Annotated in this window: 16 protein-coding genes; 9 read left to right on the forward strand and 7 right to left on the reverse strand. The window is 71.1% G+C overall.

Annotation, left to right across the window (positions count from 1 at the left end):
* Nucleotides 1-149: 149 nt before the first annotated feature.
* The 4 genes from ABR738_RS29365 to ABR738_RS29380 all read right to left on the reverse strand — a co-directional run bounded on the left by ABR738_RS29365 (nt 150) and on the right by ABR738_RS29380 (nt 4,003).
* The gene (locus tag ABR738_RS29365) at nt 150-809 is read right to left on the reverse strand and encodes a response regulator (protein WP_350232951.1); all 660 of its coding nucleotides are present in this window, start codon (nt 807-809) and stop codon (nt 150-152) included.
* Nucleotides 806-2,035 (reverse strand): sensor histidine kinase, encoded by a 1,230-nt coding sequence (locus tag ABR738_RS29370; protein WP_350232952.1) that lies wholly within the window; start codon nt 2,033-2,035, stop codon nt 806-808. Before ABR738_RS29370 ends, ABR738_RS29365 begins: the two co-directional genes overlap by 4 nt.
* A 50-nt stretch (nt 2,036-2,085) precedes the next feature.
* A complete protein-coding gene (locus ABR738_RS29375; RefSeq protein WP_350234796.1) occupies nt 2,086-2,781 on the reverse strand; it encodes a glycerophosphodiester phosphodiesterase in 696 nt (231 codons plus the stop codon).
* 190 nt (nt 2,782-2,971) lie between these two features.
* Nucleotides 2,972-4,003: an adenosine deaminase gene (locus ABR738_RS29380; protein WP_350232953.1), complete on the reverse strand. Its 1,032-nt coding sequence runs from the start codon at nt 4,001-4,003 to the stop codon at nt 2,972-2,974.
* Nucleotides 4,004-4,142: 139 nt separating this feature from the next.
* On the opposite strand from ABR738_RS29380, the gene ABR738_RS29385 reads away from it, so the two are divergent.
* The gene (locus ABR738_RS29385) at nt 4,143-4,937 is read left to right on the forward strand and encodes a hypothetical protein (RefSeq protein ID WP_350232954.1); all 795 of its coding nucleotides are present in this window, start codon (nt 4,143-4,145) and stop codon (nt 4,935-4,937) included.
* A 147-nt stretch (nt 4,938-5,084) separates the two neighbouring features.
* Here ABR738_RS29385 and ybiA read toward each other — a convergent pair whose 3' ends face one another.
* Nucleotides 5,085-5,678, reverse strand: coding sequence for a riboflavin biosynthesis intermediates N-glycosidase (ybiA, locus tag ABR738_RS29390; protein ID WP_502964165.1), 594 nt, complete (start codon nt 5,676-5,678; stop codon nt 5,085-5,087).
* A 151-nt stretch (nt 5,679-5,829) separates the two neighbouring features.
* On the opposite strand from ybiA, the gene ABR738_RS29395 reads away from it, so the two are divergent.
* The 8 genes from ABR738_RS29395 (at nt 5,830) to ABR738_RS29430 (ending at nt 15,819) form a co-directional block, all read left to right on the forward strand.
* Nucleotides 5,830-7,353: a gamma-aminobutyraldehyde dehydrogenase gene (locus tag ABR738_RS29395; RefSeq protein ID WP_350232956.1), complete on the forward strand. Its 1,524-nt coding sequence runs from the start codon at nt 5,830-5,832 to the stop codon at nt 7,351-7,353.
* A 50-nt stretch (nt 7,354-7,403) separates the two neighbouring features.
* Nucleotides 7,404-8,693 (forward strand): ABC transporter substrate-binding protein, encoded by a 1,290-nt coding sequence (locus ABR738_RS29400; protein ID WP_350232957.1) that lies wholly within the window; start codon nt 7,404-7,406, stop codon nt 8,691-8,693.
* A gap of 144 nt (nt 8,694-8,837) precedes the next feature.
* Nucleotides 8,838-9,989, forward strand: a complete 1,152-nt coding sequence (locus ABR738_RS29405) for an ABC transporter ATP-binding protein (protein ID WP_350232958.1) — start codon at nt 8,838-8,840, stop codon at nt 9,987-9,989.
* On the forward strand, nt 9,986-10,900 hold the full coding sequence (locus tag ABR738_RS29410) for an ABC transporter permease (protein ID WP_350232959.1): 915 nt from the start codon (nt 9,986-9,988) through the stop codon (nt 10,898-10,900). The genes ABR738_RS29405 and ABR738_RS29410 overlap by 4 nt, the downstream gene beginning before the upstream one ends.
* Nucleotides 10,901-10,908: 8 nt before the next feature.
* On the forward strand, nt 10,909-11,712 hold the full coding sequence (locus ABR738_RS29415; RefSeq protein ID WP_350234797.1) for an ABC transporter permease: 804 nt from the start codon (nt 10,909-10,911) through the stop codon (nt 11,710-11,712).
* A 31-nt stretch (nt 11,713-11,743) separates the two neighbouring features.
* Complete coding sequence (locus ABR738_RS29420; RefSeq protein ID WP_502964166.1) at nt 11,744-13,165, forward strand: NAD(P)/FAD-dependent oxidoreductase; 1,422 nt, start codon at nt 11,744-11,746, stop codon at nt 13,163-13,165.
* Nucleotides 13,166-13,356: 191 nt separating this feature from the next.
* Nucleotides 13,357-13,893 (forward strand): hypothetical protein, encoded by a 537-nt coding sequence (locus ABR738_RS29425; RefSeq protein WP_350232960.1) that lies wholly within the window; start codon nt 13,357-13,359, stop codon nt 13,891-13,893.
* Between the two features lie 60 nt (nt 13,894-13,953).
* Nucleotides 13,954-15,819, forward strand: coding sequence for a chitinase (locus ABR738_RS29430; RefSeq protein ID WP_502964167.1), 1,866 nt, complete (start codon nt 13,954-13,956; stop codon nt 15,817-15,819).
* On the opposite strand, the gene ABR738_RS29435 is transcribed toward ABR738_RS29430, so the two are convergent.
* Both ABR738_RS29435 and gabT read right to left on the reverse strand, forming a co-directional pair.
* Entirely contained in the window at nt 15,770-16,324 is a 555-nt protein-coding gene (locus tag ABR738_RS29435) for a phosphatase PAP2 family protein (protein ID WP_502964168.1), read from the reverse strand. The two genes, ABR738_RS29430 and ABR738_RS29435, sit on opposite strands and share 50 nt — an antisense overlap.
* Nucleotides 16,325-16,676: 352 nt before the next feature.
* Complete coding sequence (gabT, locus tag ABR738_RS29440; protein WP_350232963.1) at nt 16,677-18,011, reverse strand: 4-aminobutyrate--2-oxoglutarate transaminase; 1,335 nt, start codon at nt 18,009-18,011, stop codon at nt 16,677-16,679.
* Nucleotides 18,012-18,239: the final 228 nt, after the last annotated feature.

The raw sequence follows: 18,239 nt of genomic DNA on the forward strand, positions 1-18,239 counted from the left end.
CGGCCCGGCCGGTTTCTCCCCCGCTCCGGGGAGCGGGGGCGGTGCCGTCTCCCCCGCCCGGGGGAGTGCCCTGTCATGGGAAGCTGGGGCTCCGCCTTCCTGGGCGGAGCAGGGGCTGTGTCGTCAACTCCCGCTCGCGCGGCCCATGTTCAGGCGGGAGCGCCTGCCGAGATCAGGCCCGTCTCGTACGCGCAGATCACCGCTTGGACCCGGTCTCGCAGGCCCAGCTTCGCCAGCACATGGCCCACGTGCGTTTTCACGGTGTGCTCGGACACCGTCAGGGCGGCCGCGATCTCGGCGTTGGACAGGCCACGGCCGAGCAGCAGCAGAGTCTCGCGTTCGCGTGCGGTGAGCACGTCAAGGCGACCGGAAGGGGGCGGGATTGCGGGGCGTGAGGCGTACTCGGCGATGAGGCGGCGCGCCACCGAGGGCGCGAGCAGTGCCTCCCCGGCCGCCACCACCCGTACCGCGTGCGCGAGATCGTCCCGTCGCACGTCCTTGAGCAGGAATCCGCTCGCCCCGGCGCGCAGGGCCTCGTACACGTACTCGTCACAGTCGAAGGTGGTCAGCATCACTGTGCGGCATGCGCTCGCCGCGCTGATCTCGCGGCATGCCTCGATGCCGTCGAGGCGCGGCATCCGGATGTCGAGCAGGGCCACATCGGGCGCATGGCGGCGGACCGCCTCGACGGCCTGGACACCGTCGCCGGCCTCCGCGACCACCTCGATGCCGGGCTGCATGTCCAGGATCAGGGCGAAGCCGGCGCGCACCAGTTCCTGGTCGTCGGCCACCACCACACGGATCGTCACGACCCCACCTCCCTGCGGGAGAGTACCTGGCGGGGGAGCGGTGGCCGGGGTGTCAGCGGGAGGACGGCGCGCACCTCGAAGCCCCGGCCGTCCGGGCCCGGGCCCGTGGACGCCGTGCCGCCGTGCGCCGCCGCCCGCTCGCGCACCCCGATCAGGCCGTGACCCTGGCCGGGAGCGCTGTCGGCGGACGGTTCGGCGCCGTGTCCGTCGTCCAGGACCGTGACCGTCAACTCGCGTTCGCCGTAGGCAAGATGAACGAGCGCGGTCGACGCTCCCGCGTGCCTCACCGTGTTCGTCAGGGCCTCCTGCACGATCCGGTACACGGTGGCACCGGTGTCCGGCGACAGCGGGCACGGCGCGCCCGTCACCGTGTACGAGACCGAAGGGCCGCTCGAGGAGACCCGCTCGGTGAGCGCGGGCAGCTCCGCGACGCCCGGCTGAGGCGCACGCGGGGCGGCGGTGCCCGTGGTGTCCCCCTCGCGCAGCACGCCCAGCATCCGGCGCAGCTGCGCCATCGCGTCCCGGCCGGCGTCGGAGATCGCCACGAACGCCGCCTCCGCGCGCTCGGGCGCGGCCCGCACCGCCGGCGGGCCGGCCTCCGCCTGCACGATCATGATGCTGACGGCGTGCGACAGGATGTCGTGCGTCTCCCGGGCGATCCGCGCCCGCTCCCGCGCCGCCGCCCGCTCGGCCTCGCTGCGGTTGGCCCGCTCCAGGTACGCCGCCCGCTCCTCGACGGCCACGGTGTAAGCCTGCCGGACGTGGGTGAGCCTTCCCAGCGCGTACGCGGCACCGAAGACGAAGAAGGAGAACAGCAGCTCCTTGGCATCCTGGGTGTTGAGCGCGACCGACGGCACGATGAGGACGGCGACCAGCGCCGCGACCCCGATCCGGCGCCGCGCGGGGCACAGCGCCGCCACTGTGTACAGGGCAATGAGCCCGGGGTAGGGCAGCGGCTGGCCGGGCCCGTCGAGGGTCAGTTTGTACGTCGCTCCCGCCACCAGAACCGCGAGCGTCACCGTCACCGGGGCCCGGCGCCGCCACACCAGGGGCAGCACGCTCAACGAGGTGAGCCCGTAGTCCGCCCAGGTGGCCTGGGGCAGTCCGGCCGGACGTGCGACGACGAAAGGGATCGACATCGCCGCCTGGACCAGGAGCGCGAGACCGATGTCCACGGCCCACCCGTTCGCCGTCCGCAGCCGTGCCGCCAGCCGCTCCACTGCCATCACTTCGTGCCCCCCACTGGTCCTGCCGGCCGTTCGTCCGCGCGTCGCCGCTACCGCTGCGACAGGACCGCGCGCAGCGCCTCCACCCGGTTGGTGGTGATCGAGTCCACGCCGTGCTGGATGAGGCGGCGTTGGGTGCGTCGGGTGTCCGCGGTCCATGCCGAGACGAGCAGGCCGTCCCGGTGGGCCCGCTCCACCAGGTCGTGGCCGACCAGTGCGAAGCGGAAGTTGAGCCAGCGCGGGCGCACCGCGTCGATCAGGGCGGGGCGCGGTGGCGCGGGTCTCGTCCAGGTCAGGGCGATCTCGGCGCCCGGGTCCGCGGCGCGGACGGCCAGCATCGCGACCGGGCCCGCGCAGTAGTACACCCGCTCGCCCGCGCCGCACTCGCGCACCGTGCCCACCACCTCGCGCACGGACTTCTCGGTGGCGCCGGGCAGGTCGATCATCACGCGGTGTGCGCCGACCGCGAGCAACGTCTGGCGCAGGGTCGGGATCCCGCCGCCGGTCGCCTCCCGCACCTCCTCGTACGACAGGGCGCTCAGCGGGCGTTCGACCTGCCACAGCCGTTTCAGCGTGTCGTCGTGCAGCAGCACGGGCACGCCGTCCCGGGTCGTGCGGACGTCGATCTCCACCGCGTCCGCGCCCCGTTCGAGGGCCGAGGCGATGGAGGGAAGGGTGTTCTCGCGGACCCGGTAGGGATCGCCCCGGTGGGCCACGACTGTCACGGTGCGCGCCGTGGTGCGCATGGGGTCCATGTGGTCATTGTGCTGAGCGGCGCGGGGTGTGGCCAGCAGGCGCCCGGGCGGGCCGCTGGGCGACCTCGGCGGCAGGTTTGCGACCCGGCCGGTGCGAGCCCGACCGGGGTCGCCATTGGGGGCGATGCCCGGACCCGGCCGGCGCCCGCCCGGACTCGCGGTACGGGGCCGGCCGCCCGGGTCAGCGGGTGAGCCATCCTTGCGTGTACGTGTCGATCTCCTCGGCCAGCTTCGTCTTGCCTGCCGGGTCGAGGAACGAGGCCTCCACGGCGTTCTTGGCGAGGCCGGCGAGACCCCGCTCGTCCAGGTCCAACAGGCGCGCGGCGACCGCGTACTCGTTGTTGAGGTCGCTGCCGAACATCGGCGGGTCGTCGCTGTTGATGGTCACCAGGACGCCGGCCGCCACCATCTCCTTGACCGGGTGCTGATCCAGGTCCGCCACCACCCGCGTCGCGAGGTTGGAGGTCGGGCAGACCTCCAGGGCGATCCGGTGGTCGGCCAGATGCCTCAGGAGCGCCGGGTCCTGCGTGGCGCTGGTGCCGTGGCCGATCCGCTCGGCGCGCAGCTCGGTCAGCGCGTCCCAGATCGACTGCGGCCCGGTGGATTCGCCCGAGTGCGGCACCGAGTGCAGACCGGCGGCGATGGCCCGGTCGAAGTACGGCTTGAACTGCGGGCGCGGTACGCCGATTTCGGGGCCGCCCAGGCCGAAGGAGACCAGGCCTTCGGGGCGGACGGAGTCCTGCGTGGCGAGCCGCGTCGTCTCGGCGGCGGCTTCGAGGCCCGCCTCGCCGGGAATGTCGAAGCACCAGCGCAGCACCGTGCCGAACTCGGCCTCGGCGGCCTTGCGGGCGTCCTCGATCGCCTCCATGAACGCCCGCTCGTCGATGCCCCGCCGGGTGGAGGAGAACGGCGTGATGGTCAGCTCGGCGTAGCGGATGTTCTGCCGGGCCATGTCGCGCGCCACCTCGTAGGTGAGAAGGCGCACATCCTCGGGGGTGCGGATCAGGTCGACGACCGACAGATAGACCTCGATGAAGTGCGCGAAGTCCGTGAAGGTGAAGTAGTCGGCCAGCGCCTCGGGGTCGGTGGGGACCTTCGAGTCGGCGTGGCGGGCCGCGAGTTCGGCCACGATGCGGGGGGACGCCGAGCCGACGTGGTGCACGTGCAGTTCGGCCTTGGGCAGCCCCGCGATGAAGGGGTGCAGGTCGGTCATGGGGTCCTCCAGGGTCTGCCGCGAGGGGCCTCGCGCGGTCGGCGTCGCGACGGCTTCGCCGGTCGGGGATCATGGTAGGCCGGGCGGATCGGCCCCCGACCCGGGCCGTAGCATGACGGAATCACGATGGGGGAGGCCCATGTCAGAGAACAACCAGCAGCCGCCGGGGGGCCAGGAGCCGCGCGATCCCTGGGCGCCGCCGGAGCACAAGGTCCCGCTGGACAAGCCGCCGGTGCACGATCAGCGGACCCTCGCCTCGATGCCCGCCCCGCCCGCCGACGGCCAGAGCGACGGCCCCGGCGGCGCTCCCGCGTCGTTCCCGGGCGCGCCCGGACAGCAGGCGCCCGGACAGCACGCACCGGGACAGCAGGCGCCCGGACAGCAGACGCCGGGACACCAGGCACCCGGCTTCGGCGCCCCGACGCCGCCGCCCGCCCCCAGTCAGGCGCCCCCCGGCAGCTACGGCTACCCCGCCTACCCGCAGCAGGCGGGACCGGACGGCGGATACCCGGGCTACCCCGGTCAGCAGCAGGGATACGACGGCGGCTACCCCGGATACCCGGGCCAGCCGGGATACGGCTACGGGGGCTGGACCGGCATGGCCGCCCCGCAGAATGGATTCGGCACCGCCGGCATGGTGCTCGGCATCATCGCCTGCGCCGCCATGTTCTGCACCTGGGGCATCGCCGGCATCGTGCTCGGTGTGCTGGCCCTGATCTTCGGCCTGCTCGGCAAGGGCCGGGCCACCCGTGGTGAGGCGAACAACCGGGGGCAGGCCCTCGCGGGCGTCGTCCTCGGCATCATCGGCATCGTGCTGGGGATCGTCATTCTGATCCTGATGGTCGTGATCTGGACCCATCAGCCCACGCACCACGACGTCTACGACGACAACTACTGGAACAGCTTCCTGTCCCTGGCCTCCTCGGCCCGCTGACCAAGGCCTGGTCCGTGCGGCTCGCCCCGGCTTTCGGCCCCGGTGAGCAACACGGACCGGGCCCGGGCGGCCAGCCCCGCCACCGAGGCCCGCGCGCCCCGCCACCGGGGCCCGCGCGCGCCCCGACGGCCGGGTCCCCGACCGCCCTCAGCGCAGGCGCTCGCGGGCCTCGGTCAGGGCGAAACCCAGGAGGTTCAGGCCGCGCCAGAGCCTGGGGTCCCGCGCACCCGGCGCGTCCGCCGACAGGCCGATGCCCCAGACGCGGTCCAGGGGGCTCGCCTCCACCAGCACCCGGGCGCCGGTGCTGAGCAGATAGGACCGCAGCGCCTCGTCCTGGCCGAACTTGTGCAGGCAGCCCGCCAGAACTGTCCCGTACCGCTCCCGCCGCCACACCGCCTCGTCGAAGCCGCGCACCAGGCGCCCGGCCTTCTTCGCGAGCGCGGGGTTCGCCGCCGTGAGCGCCGCGCGCTCCCCTTCGGCGTCCTTGAAGAGCCGTGCCTTCGACGCCATCATCCAGTGCTCCGCCGTCGCGTACTCGACCCCGTCGACCACGAAGCGTGAGGGCCACCACTGGCTGAAGCAGCTCGGCCCCAACGATCCGTCGCGCCTCGGCGCATGACCCCAGAAGTACAGAAACTTGATCCGCTCACCGTTGGTGAACCGCTCGGTCAGGGCGTCGAGCGGCGCGCGGTCCCCCGTGATCTGCTCCATGCACGCGAGTCTGGCACGCGCCACTGACAACCCGTCGGGCCAATACCGCCCCGACCCGACACTTGGTCGACAGATTCCGTCGCGTAACCAAAAGGCAACAACGGAATCACTTGTTGGCCAGATGCCGCTCTGCCAGGATCGTCACTCAAATCGAGCTGAAGCTACGAAGAACGTGGGCGACATGGACACCGACAACGGCAACGGCAATCGCTTCCCGGCCAACGACCGCTTCGCGGCCGGCGCCCAGTACATCGCGGGACGGCTGCGCCCGGGCACCTCGGGGCGGCGGCACGAGGTCATCGACCCGGCGACCGGGCACCCGGTGTACTCCTACGAGCTCGCGGGCCCCGCCGATGTCGACGCGGCGGTGGCCGCCGCCAAGGAGGCATTCCCCGGCTGGTCGGCCACCTCCCCCGGCGAGCGCTCCGCCGCCCTGCACCGCCTCGCGGGCGTCCTTGCCGAACGGGCCGAGGAGTTCGCGCGGGCGGAGTCCTCGCAGTGCGGCAAGCCCCTCAAGCTGACCCGGGAGTTCGACGTCCCCGGCACGATCGACAACGCGGCCTTCTTCGCGGGCGCCGCCCGGCACCTGGAAGGCCGGTCGGCGGGTGAGTACTCCGGCGACCACACCTCCTACGTACGCCGGGAGCCCATCGGTGTCGTCGGGTCCATCGCGCCGTGGAACTACCCGCTCCAGATGGCCGCCTGGAAGATCCTCCCGGCGATCGCCGCGGGCAACACCATCGTCCTCAAGCCCGCCGAGATCACCCCGCTGACCTCGCTCCTGTTCGCCGAGGCCGCCACGGAGGCCGGGATCCCGGACGGCGTGGTCAACATCGTCACGGGCGCGGGAGCGGACGCGGGCGAACACCTCGTCGGGCACCCGGACGTCGTCATGACCTCCTTCACCGGCTCCACCGGCGTCGGCAAACGCGTCGCGGAGATCGCCACGCGCACCGTCAAGCGCATCCACCTCGAACTCGGCGGCAAGGCCCCGTTCGTGGTGTTCGACGACGCCGACCTCGAAGCGGCCGCGCACGGCGCGGTCGCGGCCTCGCTCATCAACTCCGGCCAGGACTGCACCGCCGCCACCCGCGCCTACGTCCAGCGCCCCCTGTACGAGGCCTTCGTCGAGCGGGTCGCGGCGCTGATGGAGACCGTGCGCGTCGGTGACCCCTTCCGCGCGGACACCGACCTCGGCCCGCTGATCTCCCACGCCCACCGCGACCGCGTCGCCGCCTTCGTCGAGCGCGCCCGTGGCTACGCCCGGATCGTGACCGGCGGCGAGGTCCCCAAGGGCGACGGCGCCTACTACCCGCCCACCCTGATCGCCGACGCCCCCCAGGACAGCGAGGTTGTCCAGGCGGAGATCTTCGGCCCGGTCCTGGTCGTGCTGCCCTTCGACACCGACGACGAGGGCATCGCCCTGGCCAACGACACCCCCTACGGCCTCGCCGCCTCCGCCTGGAGCCGCGACGTCTACCGCACGGGCCGGGCCACCCGCGAGATCAAGGCGGGCTGCGTGTGGATCAACGACCACATTCCGATCATCAGCGAGATGCCCCACGGCGGCTACAAGGCCAGTGGGTTCGGAAAGGACATGTCGGTGTATTCCTTCGAGGAGTACACGCAGGTCAAGCACGTGATGTACGACAACACGGCGGTCGCGGCGAAGGACTGGCACCGCACGATCTTCGGGGACCGATAGCCGAGCGGCCCGACCAGGCCACCGAACCCACCCGAAAGGGCACACAGCGTATGGAGCAGTACGAGTCCGGCCTCCCTCACGCCCTCGATTCCGGTCGAGCGGGGAGCGCCCCCTTCGGCGCGGCCCAACTGGCCGCCGTCCGGCGCAGCCTGACCGACGGCCGGGGCGCCCTGACCCGCCGTTCGCTGCTGCGCGCCTCGGGCGCCGGCGCGCTCGCCGTCGGCGGCCTCGCCACGCTCAGCGCCTGCGGCATCCCGGCCGCCACGAAGGAGAACGGCACCGGACCGTCCAACGCGGACCACTCCGCGAAGGAGAAGGAGGTCAACTTCTCCAACTGGACGCAGTACATGGACATCAGCGACGACAAGAAGCACCATCCGACGCTGGACGAGTTCACCCGCCGCACCGGCATCCAGGTCAAGTACACCGAGGACATCAACGACAACGTCGAGTTCTTCGGCAAGATCAAGCCCCAGCTCGCCGGCGGCCAGGACACCGGCCGCGACCTCATCGTGCTCACCGACTGGCTGGCCGCCCGGCTCATCCGGCTCGGCTGGGCGCAGGAGCTGGACCCCGCGCACCTGCCGCACGCCTACGCCAACCTGGCGCCCCAGTTCCGGATGCCCGACTGGGACCCGGGCCGCGCCTACTCCTACCCCTGGACCGGCATCCCGACCGTCATCGCGTACAACAGCAGGGCGACCGACGGCAAGAAGGTCGACTCGATCACCCAGCTCCTGGACGACCCCAGCCTCAAGGGCCGGGTGGGCTTCCTCTCCGAGATGCGCGACACCATCGGGATGACCCTGCTCGACCTCGGCAAGGACCCGGCGAACTTCACCGACGCCGACTTCGACGCGGCGATCGGACGGCTCCAAAAGGGCGTCGACACCAAGCAGATCCGCCGCTTCACCGGCAACGACTACACCGGCGACCTGGTCAAGGGCGACCTCGCGGCCTGTGTGGCCTGGGGCGGCGACGTGACCCAGCTGCGCGCCGACAACCCGGACATCAAGTACGCCGTCCCGGCGGCCGGTTACATGACGTCCACCGACAACCTGCTCATCCCGGCGAAGGCCCGGCACCAGAGCAACGCCGAGAAACTGATCGACTACTACTACGAGCTCCCGGTGGCCGCCAAGCTCGCCGCGTTCATCAACTACCAGTGCCCGGTCGACGGGGTCCGCGACGATCTCGCCAGGATCGACCCGGAGCTCGCGGCGAACGAACTGATCCTGCCGGACAAGGCGATGGCCGCGAAGTCCCACTCCTTCCGCTCGCTCAGCGAGGCCGAGGAGACGGCGTACGAGCAGAAGTTCTCCCGGCTCATCGGAGCGTGAGCGCTCCGCTGGGTGTGCCCGATTTCGGGTGCGGGTCCGCTGTGGCTGGTCGCGCAGTTCCCCACGCCCCTGGAGGCGGCACCCGGCTCGGCCCCCCTTGGCTCCGCCCCCCATTCCTCCCGACTCTTCCCTGGGACCCCACCCATGACAGACAGCACCGCCGGCGGCGACGTTCGCCTCACCGGGATCAGCAAGACGTACGGCTCCTTCACCGCCGTCCATCCGCTCGAACTGACCGTCCCGCAGGGCTCGTTCTTCGCGCTGCTCGGCGCGTCCGGCTGCGGCAAGACCACCACGCTCCGCATGATCGCGGGTCTTGAGGAGCCCAGCACCGGCACGGTCTTCCTCGGCGACACGGACGTCACGGACCTGCCGCCCCACAAGCGCCCGGTGAACACCGTCTTCCAGTCCTACGCCCTCTTCCCGCACCTGAACGTCACCGAGAACATCGCCTTCGGACTGCGCCGGCGCGGCATCAAGTCGGTGAAGAAGCAGGTCGACGACATGCTGGAGCTCGTGCAGCTCGGCGACTTCGCCCAGCGCAAGCCGCATCAGCTCTCCGGCGGCCAGCAGCAGCGCGTGGCCGTCGCCCGCGCCCTCATCAACCACCCGCAGGTGCTGCTCCTGGATGAGCCGCTGGGCGCCCTCGACCTCAAGCTGCGCCGCCAGATGCAGCTGGAGCTCAAGCGCATCCAGACCGAGGTCGGCATCACCTTCGTGCACGTCACCCACGACCAGGAGGAGGCCATGACGATGGCCGACACGGTCGCGGTGATGAACGGCGGACGCGTCGAACAGCTCGGCGCGCCCGCGGAGTTGTACGAGAACCCGAAGACCACGTTCGTCGCGAACTTCCTCGGCACCTCCAACCTCATCGAGGCGGAGATCGCGCGCAAGAGCGGTCAGGACGTCGTGGTCACGGCCGGCGGCGCCGAGCTGAGGCTGCCCCAGGAGCGATGTCCGGGCCCCGTCACCAGTGGCGGCAAGATCCTCGTCGGAGTGCGCCCCGAGAAGATCTCGCTCGCCCACCGCGACGACGAGGGCGCCGTCGCCGAGGGACGCAACCGTGTCACCGGCCGCGTCGTGGACTCGTCCTTCATCGGCGTCTCCACGCAGTACCTGGTCGACTCGCCGGCCGGCAAGGGCCTCGCGGTGTACGAGCAGAACGTCGACCGGCGCACGGGGCTCGGGCCGGGCGCCGAGGTCGTCCTGCACTGGAACCCGGCGCACACCTTCGGTCTCGACGCCGCCCAGGCGATCGACGCGGGCGTGGAGAAGGTCGAGGACGCCGCGTGAGCGCCGTCGTCGAGGCGCCCGCCGAACTGCCCGCGCGCAAGGCCTCCACCCGCAAACGGCTCGTGCCGTACTGGCTGCTGCTGCCGGGCATCCTGTGGCTGATCGTGTTCTTCGCGCTGCCGATGGTGTACCAGGCGTCGACCTCCGTGCAGACCGGGTCACTTGAGAAGGGCTTCCAGGTCACCTGGCACTTCCAGACGTACTGGGACGCCTTCAAGGAGTACTGCCCGCAGTTCGTGCGTTCCCTGCTCTACGCGGGAACGGCGACGCTCCTGTGTCTGCTGCTCGGCTATCCGCTGGCGTATCTGATCGCCTTCAAGGCGGGCCGCTACCGCAATCTGGTGCTCGTCCTGGTCATCGCGCCGTTCTTCACCAGTTTCCTGATCCGCACCCTGGCGTGGAAGACGATCCTGGCCGACGGCGGGCCCGTGGTGCACGCGCTGTCGACGCTGCACGTCCTGGACGTCACCAGCTGGCTGGGCTGGACCGAGGGGCACCGCGTCCTCGCCACCCCGATGGCCGTGGTGTGCGGACTCACCTACAACTTCCTGCCGTTCATGATCCTGCCGCTCTACACCTCCCTGGAACGGATCGACTCCCGGCTGCACGAGGCGGCCGGTGACCTCTACGCGACGCCGGCCACCACCTTCCGCAAGGTGACCTTCCCGCTGTCGATGCCCGGCGTCGTCTCCGGCACGCTGCTCACCTTCATCCCGGCCAGCGGCGACTACGTCAACGCCGAACTGCTCGGCTCCACCGACCAGAAGATGGTCGGCAACGTCATCCAGTCGCAGTTCCTGCGGGTCCTGGACTATCCGACGGCCGCCGCGCTCTCCTTCATCCTGATGGCGATCGTGCTGATCATGGTCACCGTCTACATCCGCCGATCCGGGACGGAGGACCTGGTCTGATGCGTCACCTGCCCGTCATCAAGTGGCTGCGCCGCAACCTCGTGGTCATCGCGGGGCTCGCGACCCTCGCGTATCTGATCCTGCCCAACGTCGTCGTGATGGTGTTCTCGTTCAACAAGCCGAACGGGCGCTTCAACTACTCCTGGACGCGGTTCTCCACCGACGCCTGGAAGGACCCGTGCGGGGTCGCCGACATGTGCGGCTCGCTCTCGCTGTCGCTCCAGATCGCCCTGTGGGCGACGATCGGCTCGACCGTGCTCGGCACGATGATCGCCTTCGCGCTCGTGCGCTACCGGTTCCGGGCGCGCGGCGCGATCAACTCGCTGATCTTCCTGCCGATGGCGATGCCCGAGGTCGTGATGGCCGCGTCCCTGCTCACGCTCTTCCTCAACATGGGCGCGCGGCTCGGCTTCTGGACGATCCTCATCGCCCACATCATGTTCTGCCTCAGCTTCGTCGTCACCGCCGTCAAGGCCCGCGTGATGTCCATGGACCCGAGGCTCGAAGAGGCCGCGCGCGATCTCTACGCCGGTCCGGTCCAGACGTTCGTGCGGGTGACGCTGCCGATCGCGTCCCCCGGCATCGCGGCGGGCGCGCTGCTCGCCTTCGCGCTCTCCTTCGACGACTTCATCATCACCAACTTCAACGCGGGCTCCACCGTGACCTTCCCCATGTTCGTGTGGGGCTCCGCGCAGCGCGGCACACCCGTGCAGATCAACGTCATCGGGACGGCCATGTTCATCATCGCCGTCGTGGTGGTCACCGCCGGACAGTTCATTGCGAACCGGCGCAAGAACAGCGCGAAAGCGTAACCGTACGCAGTTCCTGAGGGAGTTGGAAATCATGGCCGTGACCCGAGCCATGAACAGTGAGGCACGACAGTCCCTGGCGGGCGCCAAGCCCGTCCCGTTCTGGCTGGAGGACCCCGGCCGCCCCGAGGCCCTGCCCGCCCTCACCGGCGACGAGAGGTGCGATCTCCTCGTCGTCGGGGGCGGCTACAGCGGCCTGTGGACCGCGCTCATCGCCAAGGAGCGCGACCCCGGCCGTGATGTCGTCCTCATCGAGGGCAAGGAGATCGGCTGGGCCGCCTCCGGCCGCAACGGAGGCTTCTGCGCCGCCTCCCTCACCCACGGCCTGGGCAACGGCCTGGCCCGCTGGCCGGACGAACTGGCCAGGCTCGAAGAGCTGGGCGCGGCCAACCTCGACGCGATCGGCGCTGCCGTGGCCCGCTACGGCATCGACTGCGACTACGAGCGGACCGGCGAGATCGACGTCGCCACCGAGCCCCACCAGCTCGAAGAGCTGCGCGAGATGTACGAGGAGGCGACCGAACTCGGCTTCGGCGGGCTCGCGTTCCTCGACGAGGACCAGTTGCGCGCCGAGGTCGACTCGCCCACCTTCCTCGGCGGGCTCTGGGACCGCGAGGGGGTGGCGATGCTGCACCCGGCCAAGCTCGCCTGGGGCCTCAAGCGCGCCTGCCTCGATCTCGGCGTACGCGTCCACGAGCACACCCCGGGCCTCTCGCTGGCCCGGGTCGGCGCCGGCATGGGGGTCCGCACTCCGTACGGCAAGGTCCGCGCCGAGCATGTGGCGCTCGGCACCAATGTGTTCCCCTCCCTGGTCAAGCGGCTGCGTCCGTACACGGTCCCGGTGTACGACTACGCCCTGATGACCGAGCCGCTGACCGCGGACCAGCTCGACTCCATCGGCTGGCGGCGCCGGCAGGGGCTCGGGGACGCGGCCAACCAGTTCCACTACTTCCGCCTGTCCGCCGACAACCGCATCCTGTGGGGCGGCTATGACGCCATCTACCAGTACGGAAAGAAGGTGCGCAGCGAGTACGACGACCGGCCCGAGACCTACGCCAAGCTCGCCGAGCAGTTCTTCCACTGCTTCCCGCAGCTCGCCGGGGTGCGCTTCAGCCACGCCTGGGGCGGCGCGATCGACACCTGCTCGCGCTTCTCGGCGTTCTTCGGCACGGCCCACGGCGGCCGGGTCGCCTACGCCGCCGGATACACCGGGCTCGGCGTCGGCGCGACCCGCTTCGGCGCGGAGGTGATGCTCGATCTTCTGTCGGGCGAGCCCACCGAGCGCACGGAGCTGGAGATGGTGCGCACCAAGCCCCTGCCCTTCCCGCCGGAGCCGGTCGCCTGGGCGGGCATCGGCATCACGAAATGGTCCCTGGCCCGCGCCGACGAGAACGGCGGCCGCCGCAATCTGTGGCTGAGGGCGATGGACCGGGTGGGGCTCGGCTTCGACAGCTGAGCTCGGCCGCCCCGGTGACGGGTTCTTCGTGCGCCCCGCCCACGCCGGGGGCGCACTCCTTTGGATCTTGTGTGACCCGGTGCACCACCGACGGGTGGCCCCAGTGGCGTCATAGCCCGGGCCGAAGCCGCTCTCCCTCGTGGACGCAACCTCTGCGCCCGGTGGAACGGCCTCGGAACGGAGATGCGGCGATGACTGCCTCGGGGGCAAGGAGCGCGGTGGAATGGCTGGCGTCGGTGGCGCCCGATCCCGATGCCTGCCGGTGGGAGTGGGAGCGCAACCCCCTGGGGGTCGCGCTCCTTCCGGCGGGCCGGAGCTGGGACGTACTGATCCTGCCGGGCGGGCTCGGGCACGGCGCGCTCGATGTGCTGAGCCGGCTCATGGTCCGGCCCGGGCCTGTGCTCGCCGACCTCGGGGACCTGCGCATGGGCTTCTTCGTGCCGCCGGGCACGGCCGCGCGCTGGCTCGGTACGGGGGTGCGCGGGGCGGGCGGCGGCAGCTGGGTCGTGGTCCCGCATCCGGGCCGGGTGGCCGGCGGGGTGCGCTGGGTGGTGGTGCCCGATGGCTCGGGCACCCTGACCGATCCCGCCGTCCTGGAGCTGGCGATGCACGAGGCGGCTGCCCGTATCGCACGCGACGGCGAACACCGGGGCAAAGAGGGCAGGCGGGGCAGGCAGAGCAAGCAGGGCAGCCAGGGCAACCAGGGCAAGCGGGACGACGGGGACTGAGTCGGGGCCGGCCGGGACGGTTCGCTGCCGGAAGCCTTGACAAGCCGATTGGTCTGGACCATGTTGTGCGCACTTCCTGTCTCAATCCCCCCTTGCCCGGAGGCAGTTGTGGACCGCACCAGACATCAGGCCGCACGGTCGTCGCTGCTCGCCGCCCTGACGGCGGCGGCCCTCGCCGCGGCCGGGCTCGTCGCCGCCGCGCCGTCCGCGCGCGCCGCCGACGCCGACCTCCTGCGCAACGGCGGCTTCGAATCGGGACTCGACGGCTGGAGCTGTACCTCGGGCAGCGGCGCCGTGGTGACCTCGCCCGTGCACGGCGGCACCCACGCCCTGAGGGCCACCCCGGCCGGCAGTGACAACGCGCAGTGCGCCCAGAGCGTGGCCGTACAGCCCAACTCCTCGTACACGCTGAGCAGTTGGGTGCAGGGCAGCTACGTCTACCTCGGCGCGTCCGGCACCGGCACCACCGACGTCTCGACCTGGACCCAGTCCGCGTCCACCTGGCAGCAGCTGACGACGACGTTCAAGACGGGCCCGAGCACCACCTCGGTGACCGTCTACACGCACGGCTGGTACGGGACGCCCGCCTACAGCGCCGACGACGTGAGGCTGATTGGCCCCGGCGGCGCGCCCGTGGGGATACCGGCCGCGCCCACCGGTCTCGCCGCGTCGGGCGCCACTTCCTCCAGCGTCAATCTGAGCTGGTCCCCGTCGACCGGTGCCACCGGGTACACCGTCTACCGCGACGGCGCCGAAGTGGCCTCGGTGAGCGGGACTTCGGCCACCGTGACGGGGCTCGCCGCCTCGACCTCGTACAGCTTCCAGGTCACCGCCACCAACAGCGCGGGGGAGTCCCCGAAGTCGGCCGCGCTCAGTGCGAGCACCACCAGCGGGGGCACCAATCCGCCGCCGTCCGGGCACGCGCTGGTCGGCTATCTGCACGCCTCGTTCGCCAACGGCGCCGGCTACACGCGCATGGCGGACGTCCCCGACGACTGGAACATCATCGACCTGGCCTTCGGCGAGCCGACCTCACCGACCTCGGGCGACATCCGCTTCAACCTGTGCCCGGCCACGGAGTGCCCCACCGTCGAGTCGGCCGCCGACTTCAAGGCGGCCATCAAGGCCAAGCAGGCCGCGGGCAAGAAGGTGCTGATCTCCATCGGCGGCCAGAACGGGCAGGTCCAGCTGACCACGGCCGCCGCCCGCGACACCTTCGTCTCGTCCGTGTCGAAGATCATCGACGACTACGGCCTCGACGGTCTCGACATCGACTTCGAGGGCCACTCGCTCTCCCTGAACACCAAAGACACCGACTTCACAAGCCCCACAACTCCCGTCGTCGTCAACCTCATCGACGCCCTGAAGACGCTGAAGGCCAAGTACGGCTCGAAGTTCGTTCTGAGCATGGCCCCGGAGACGTTCTTCGTGCAGATGGGCTACCAGTACTACGGCTCGGGGCCCTGGGGCGGCCAGGACCCGCGCTGCGGCGCCTACCTGCCGGTGATCTACGCGCTGCGCGACGCACTCACCCTGCTGCACGTCCAGGACTACAACTCGGGCTCGATCATGGGTCTCGACAACCAGTACCACTCGATGGGCGGCTCGGACTTCCACATCGCCATGACCGACATGCTGCTCACCGGCTTCCCGGTCGCGGGCGACACCACCAGGATGTTCCCCGCCCTCCGCCCCGACCAGGTCGCCATCGGCCTGCCGGCCTCGACCCAGGCGGGCAACGGCTGGACCAGCCCCGCCGAGGTCACCAAGACCCTGGACTGCCTGACGAAGAAAGCCAACTGCGGCGCGTACCAGACCCACGGCAGTTGGCCGGGGCTGCGCGGCCTGATGACCTGGTCCATCAACTGGGACCGGTTCAACGGGGCCGAGTTCTCCAGGAACTACGACGCATACCCGTGGAGCTGACCACCAGGAGCGCCCCGCACAGGCAGACACTGGCGAGCACGTCGAGCGGCCAGTGGTAGCCGTGCAGGACGAGACCGGTGCCCGTCGCCGCGGTGAGTGTCCCCGCGGCGGCGGGCATCAACCACACCCGGCGTACGCACGGGGCGAGCAACAGGGCCGCCCCGCCGTAGGCCACCATCGCGGTCGCGGTGTGGCCCGAGGGGTAGTAGCCGGTGGCCGGGTCGAAGGGGCCAGGACGCGCGATCCACTCCTTCAGCGGCACCACGAGCAGGGGCACGAGCGCCATCGTCACGGCGGCGATCAGCGCCCGGCGGCGCAGGCCGCGCCAGAGGGCGTACGCGATCGCGCAGGCGAGGACCGGCAGGGCGACGGGCATGCTGCCGAGGTCGGAGAGGCCTTCGGCGAGCCAGGACGGGCCGTGGCCGACGAGGGCGGCGTCGACGCGCTCGTCGAGACGGCGCAGAGGGCCGCCCGAGGCGACCTGCCAGGTGATGACCGCGAACACGCAGAGCAGCGTGGCGAAGAGGAAAGCCGGCCGCCCCGGAACAGGGGGGGAGGTTCCGGGGCGGCCGCCGCGACCGGCGTACCGCTCGCCCCGGGGGGTGTGGGGCGGTCGGTCATCCGATCGGTGAGGAGTTCCGGAGCCAAAGGCTCCAGGGGTGTGCGCGAGGGCACGACCAGGGTAAAGCTGGGGATGCTGCGCCCTGGGATCGCCCGCAGTCCCCTGCGGGCGGGGTGTTTCTCTCATCTGCGCAAACCGTACGGCAGGCGGCGGGGGACCGACAGCCGCAACGCCATCCCGCCATGGGCCCCCCACACCTTCTTCACAGGCGGTCCCCGCCGCTCTGCCCGGGCGCTCAGACGCCCGCGAACGCCTGCTCGATGATGTCAAGGCCCTCGGTGAGCAGGTCCTCGCCGATGACCAGCGGGGGCAGGAAGCGGAGCACGTTCCCATAGGTGCCACAGGTCAGGACCAGCAGGCCCTCGGCGTGGCAGGCCTTGGCGAGCGCGCCGGCGGCCTCCGGGTTCGGGGTCTTGGAGGCGCGGTCCTTGACCAGCTCGATGGCGATCATGGCGCCACGGCCACGGATGTCGCCGATGATGTCGAACTTCTCGGCCATGGTGGCCAGCCGGGCCTTCATGACCTCCTCGATGCGCTTGGCCTTGCCGTTGAGGTCGAGCTCCCGCATCGTCTCGATCGCGCCGAGGGCGGCGGCACAGGCCACCGGGTTGCCGCCGTAGGTGCCGCCGAGGCCGCCCGCGTGCGCGGCGTCCATGATCTCGGCGCGGCCCGTCACGGCGGCCAGCGGCAGACCGCCCGCGATGCCCTTGGCGGTGGTGATCAGGTCGGGGACGATGCCCTCGTCCTCACAGGCGAACCACTGGCCGGTACGGCAGAAGCCGGACTGGATCTCGTCGGCGACGAACACGATGCCGTTGTCCTTGGCGAACTGGCTGATCGCGGGCAGGAAGCCCTTGGCCGGCTCGATGAAGCCGCCCTCGCCGAGCACCGGCTCGATGATGATCGCGGCGACGTTGTCCGCGCCGATCTGCTTGTTGATCATGTCGATGGCCTGCGCGGACGCCTCGGCGCCTGCGTTGTCCTGGCCGGTGGGCCAGCGGTAGCCGTAGGCCACCGGCACCCGGTAGACCTCGGGCGCGAACGGGCCGAAGCCGTTCTTGTACGGCATGTTCTTGGCGGTGAGGGCCATCGTCAGGTTGGTGCGGCCGTGGTAGCCGTGGTCGAAGACGACGACGGCCTGGCGCTTGGTGTACGCACGGGCGATCTTGACGGCGTTCTCGACGGCCTCGGCGCCCGAGTTGAACAGCGCGGACTTCTTGGCGTGGTCGCCCGGGGTCAGCTCGGCCAGCTGCTCGGCGACGGCGACGTAGCCCTCGTACGGCGTGACCATGAAGCAGGTGTGGGTGAAGTCGGCGAGCTGCGCGGTCGCGCGGCGCACCACGGCCTCGGCGGAGGCGCCCACCGAGGTCACCGCGATGCCGGAACCGAAGTCGATCAGGCGGTTGCCGTCGACGTCCTCGATGATGCCGCCGCCGGCGCGCGCGGTGAAGACGGGCAGCGTGGAGCCCACACCGGCGGCGACGGCCGCGAGACGGCGGGCCTGAAGCTCCTGCGACTTCGGGCCGGGGATGGCGGTGACGACGCGGCGCTCCTGCGGGACGGCGCTCATGAGGGGCTCCTGAAGATGCTGGGGGTGTGGACGGCTTTTTCGGCTATAAGGGCAGGCTAGGGCGGACCGGGGGAGCCTGGCATGCGCCGTTCGGTAGTGGTGGGGGTGCGCCCCTTGTCCTCGACGGACAGTTGCCCGGGGCGGGCGCGCGGTGCGCGGCAGCGGTGAACCCCGGCGCGCTGCCACTAGATTGAGCGTTCGCACCGCTCGGAACGGACCTGGCTGGTC

It is taken from the genome of Streptomyces sp. Edi4 (assembly GCF_040253615.1).
In the GTDB taxonomy this organism is placed as follows: domain Bacteria; phylum Actinomycetota; class Actinomycetes; order Streptomycetales; family Streptomycetaceae; genus Streptomyces.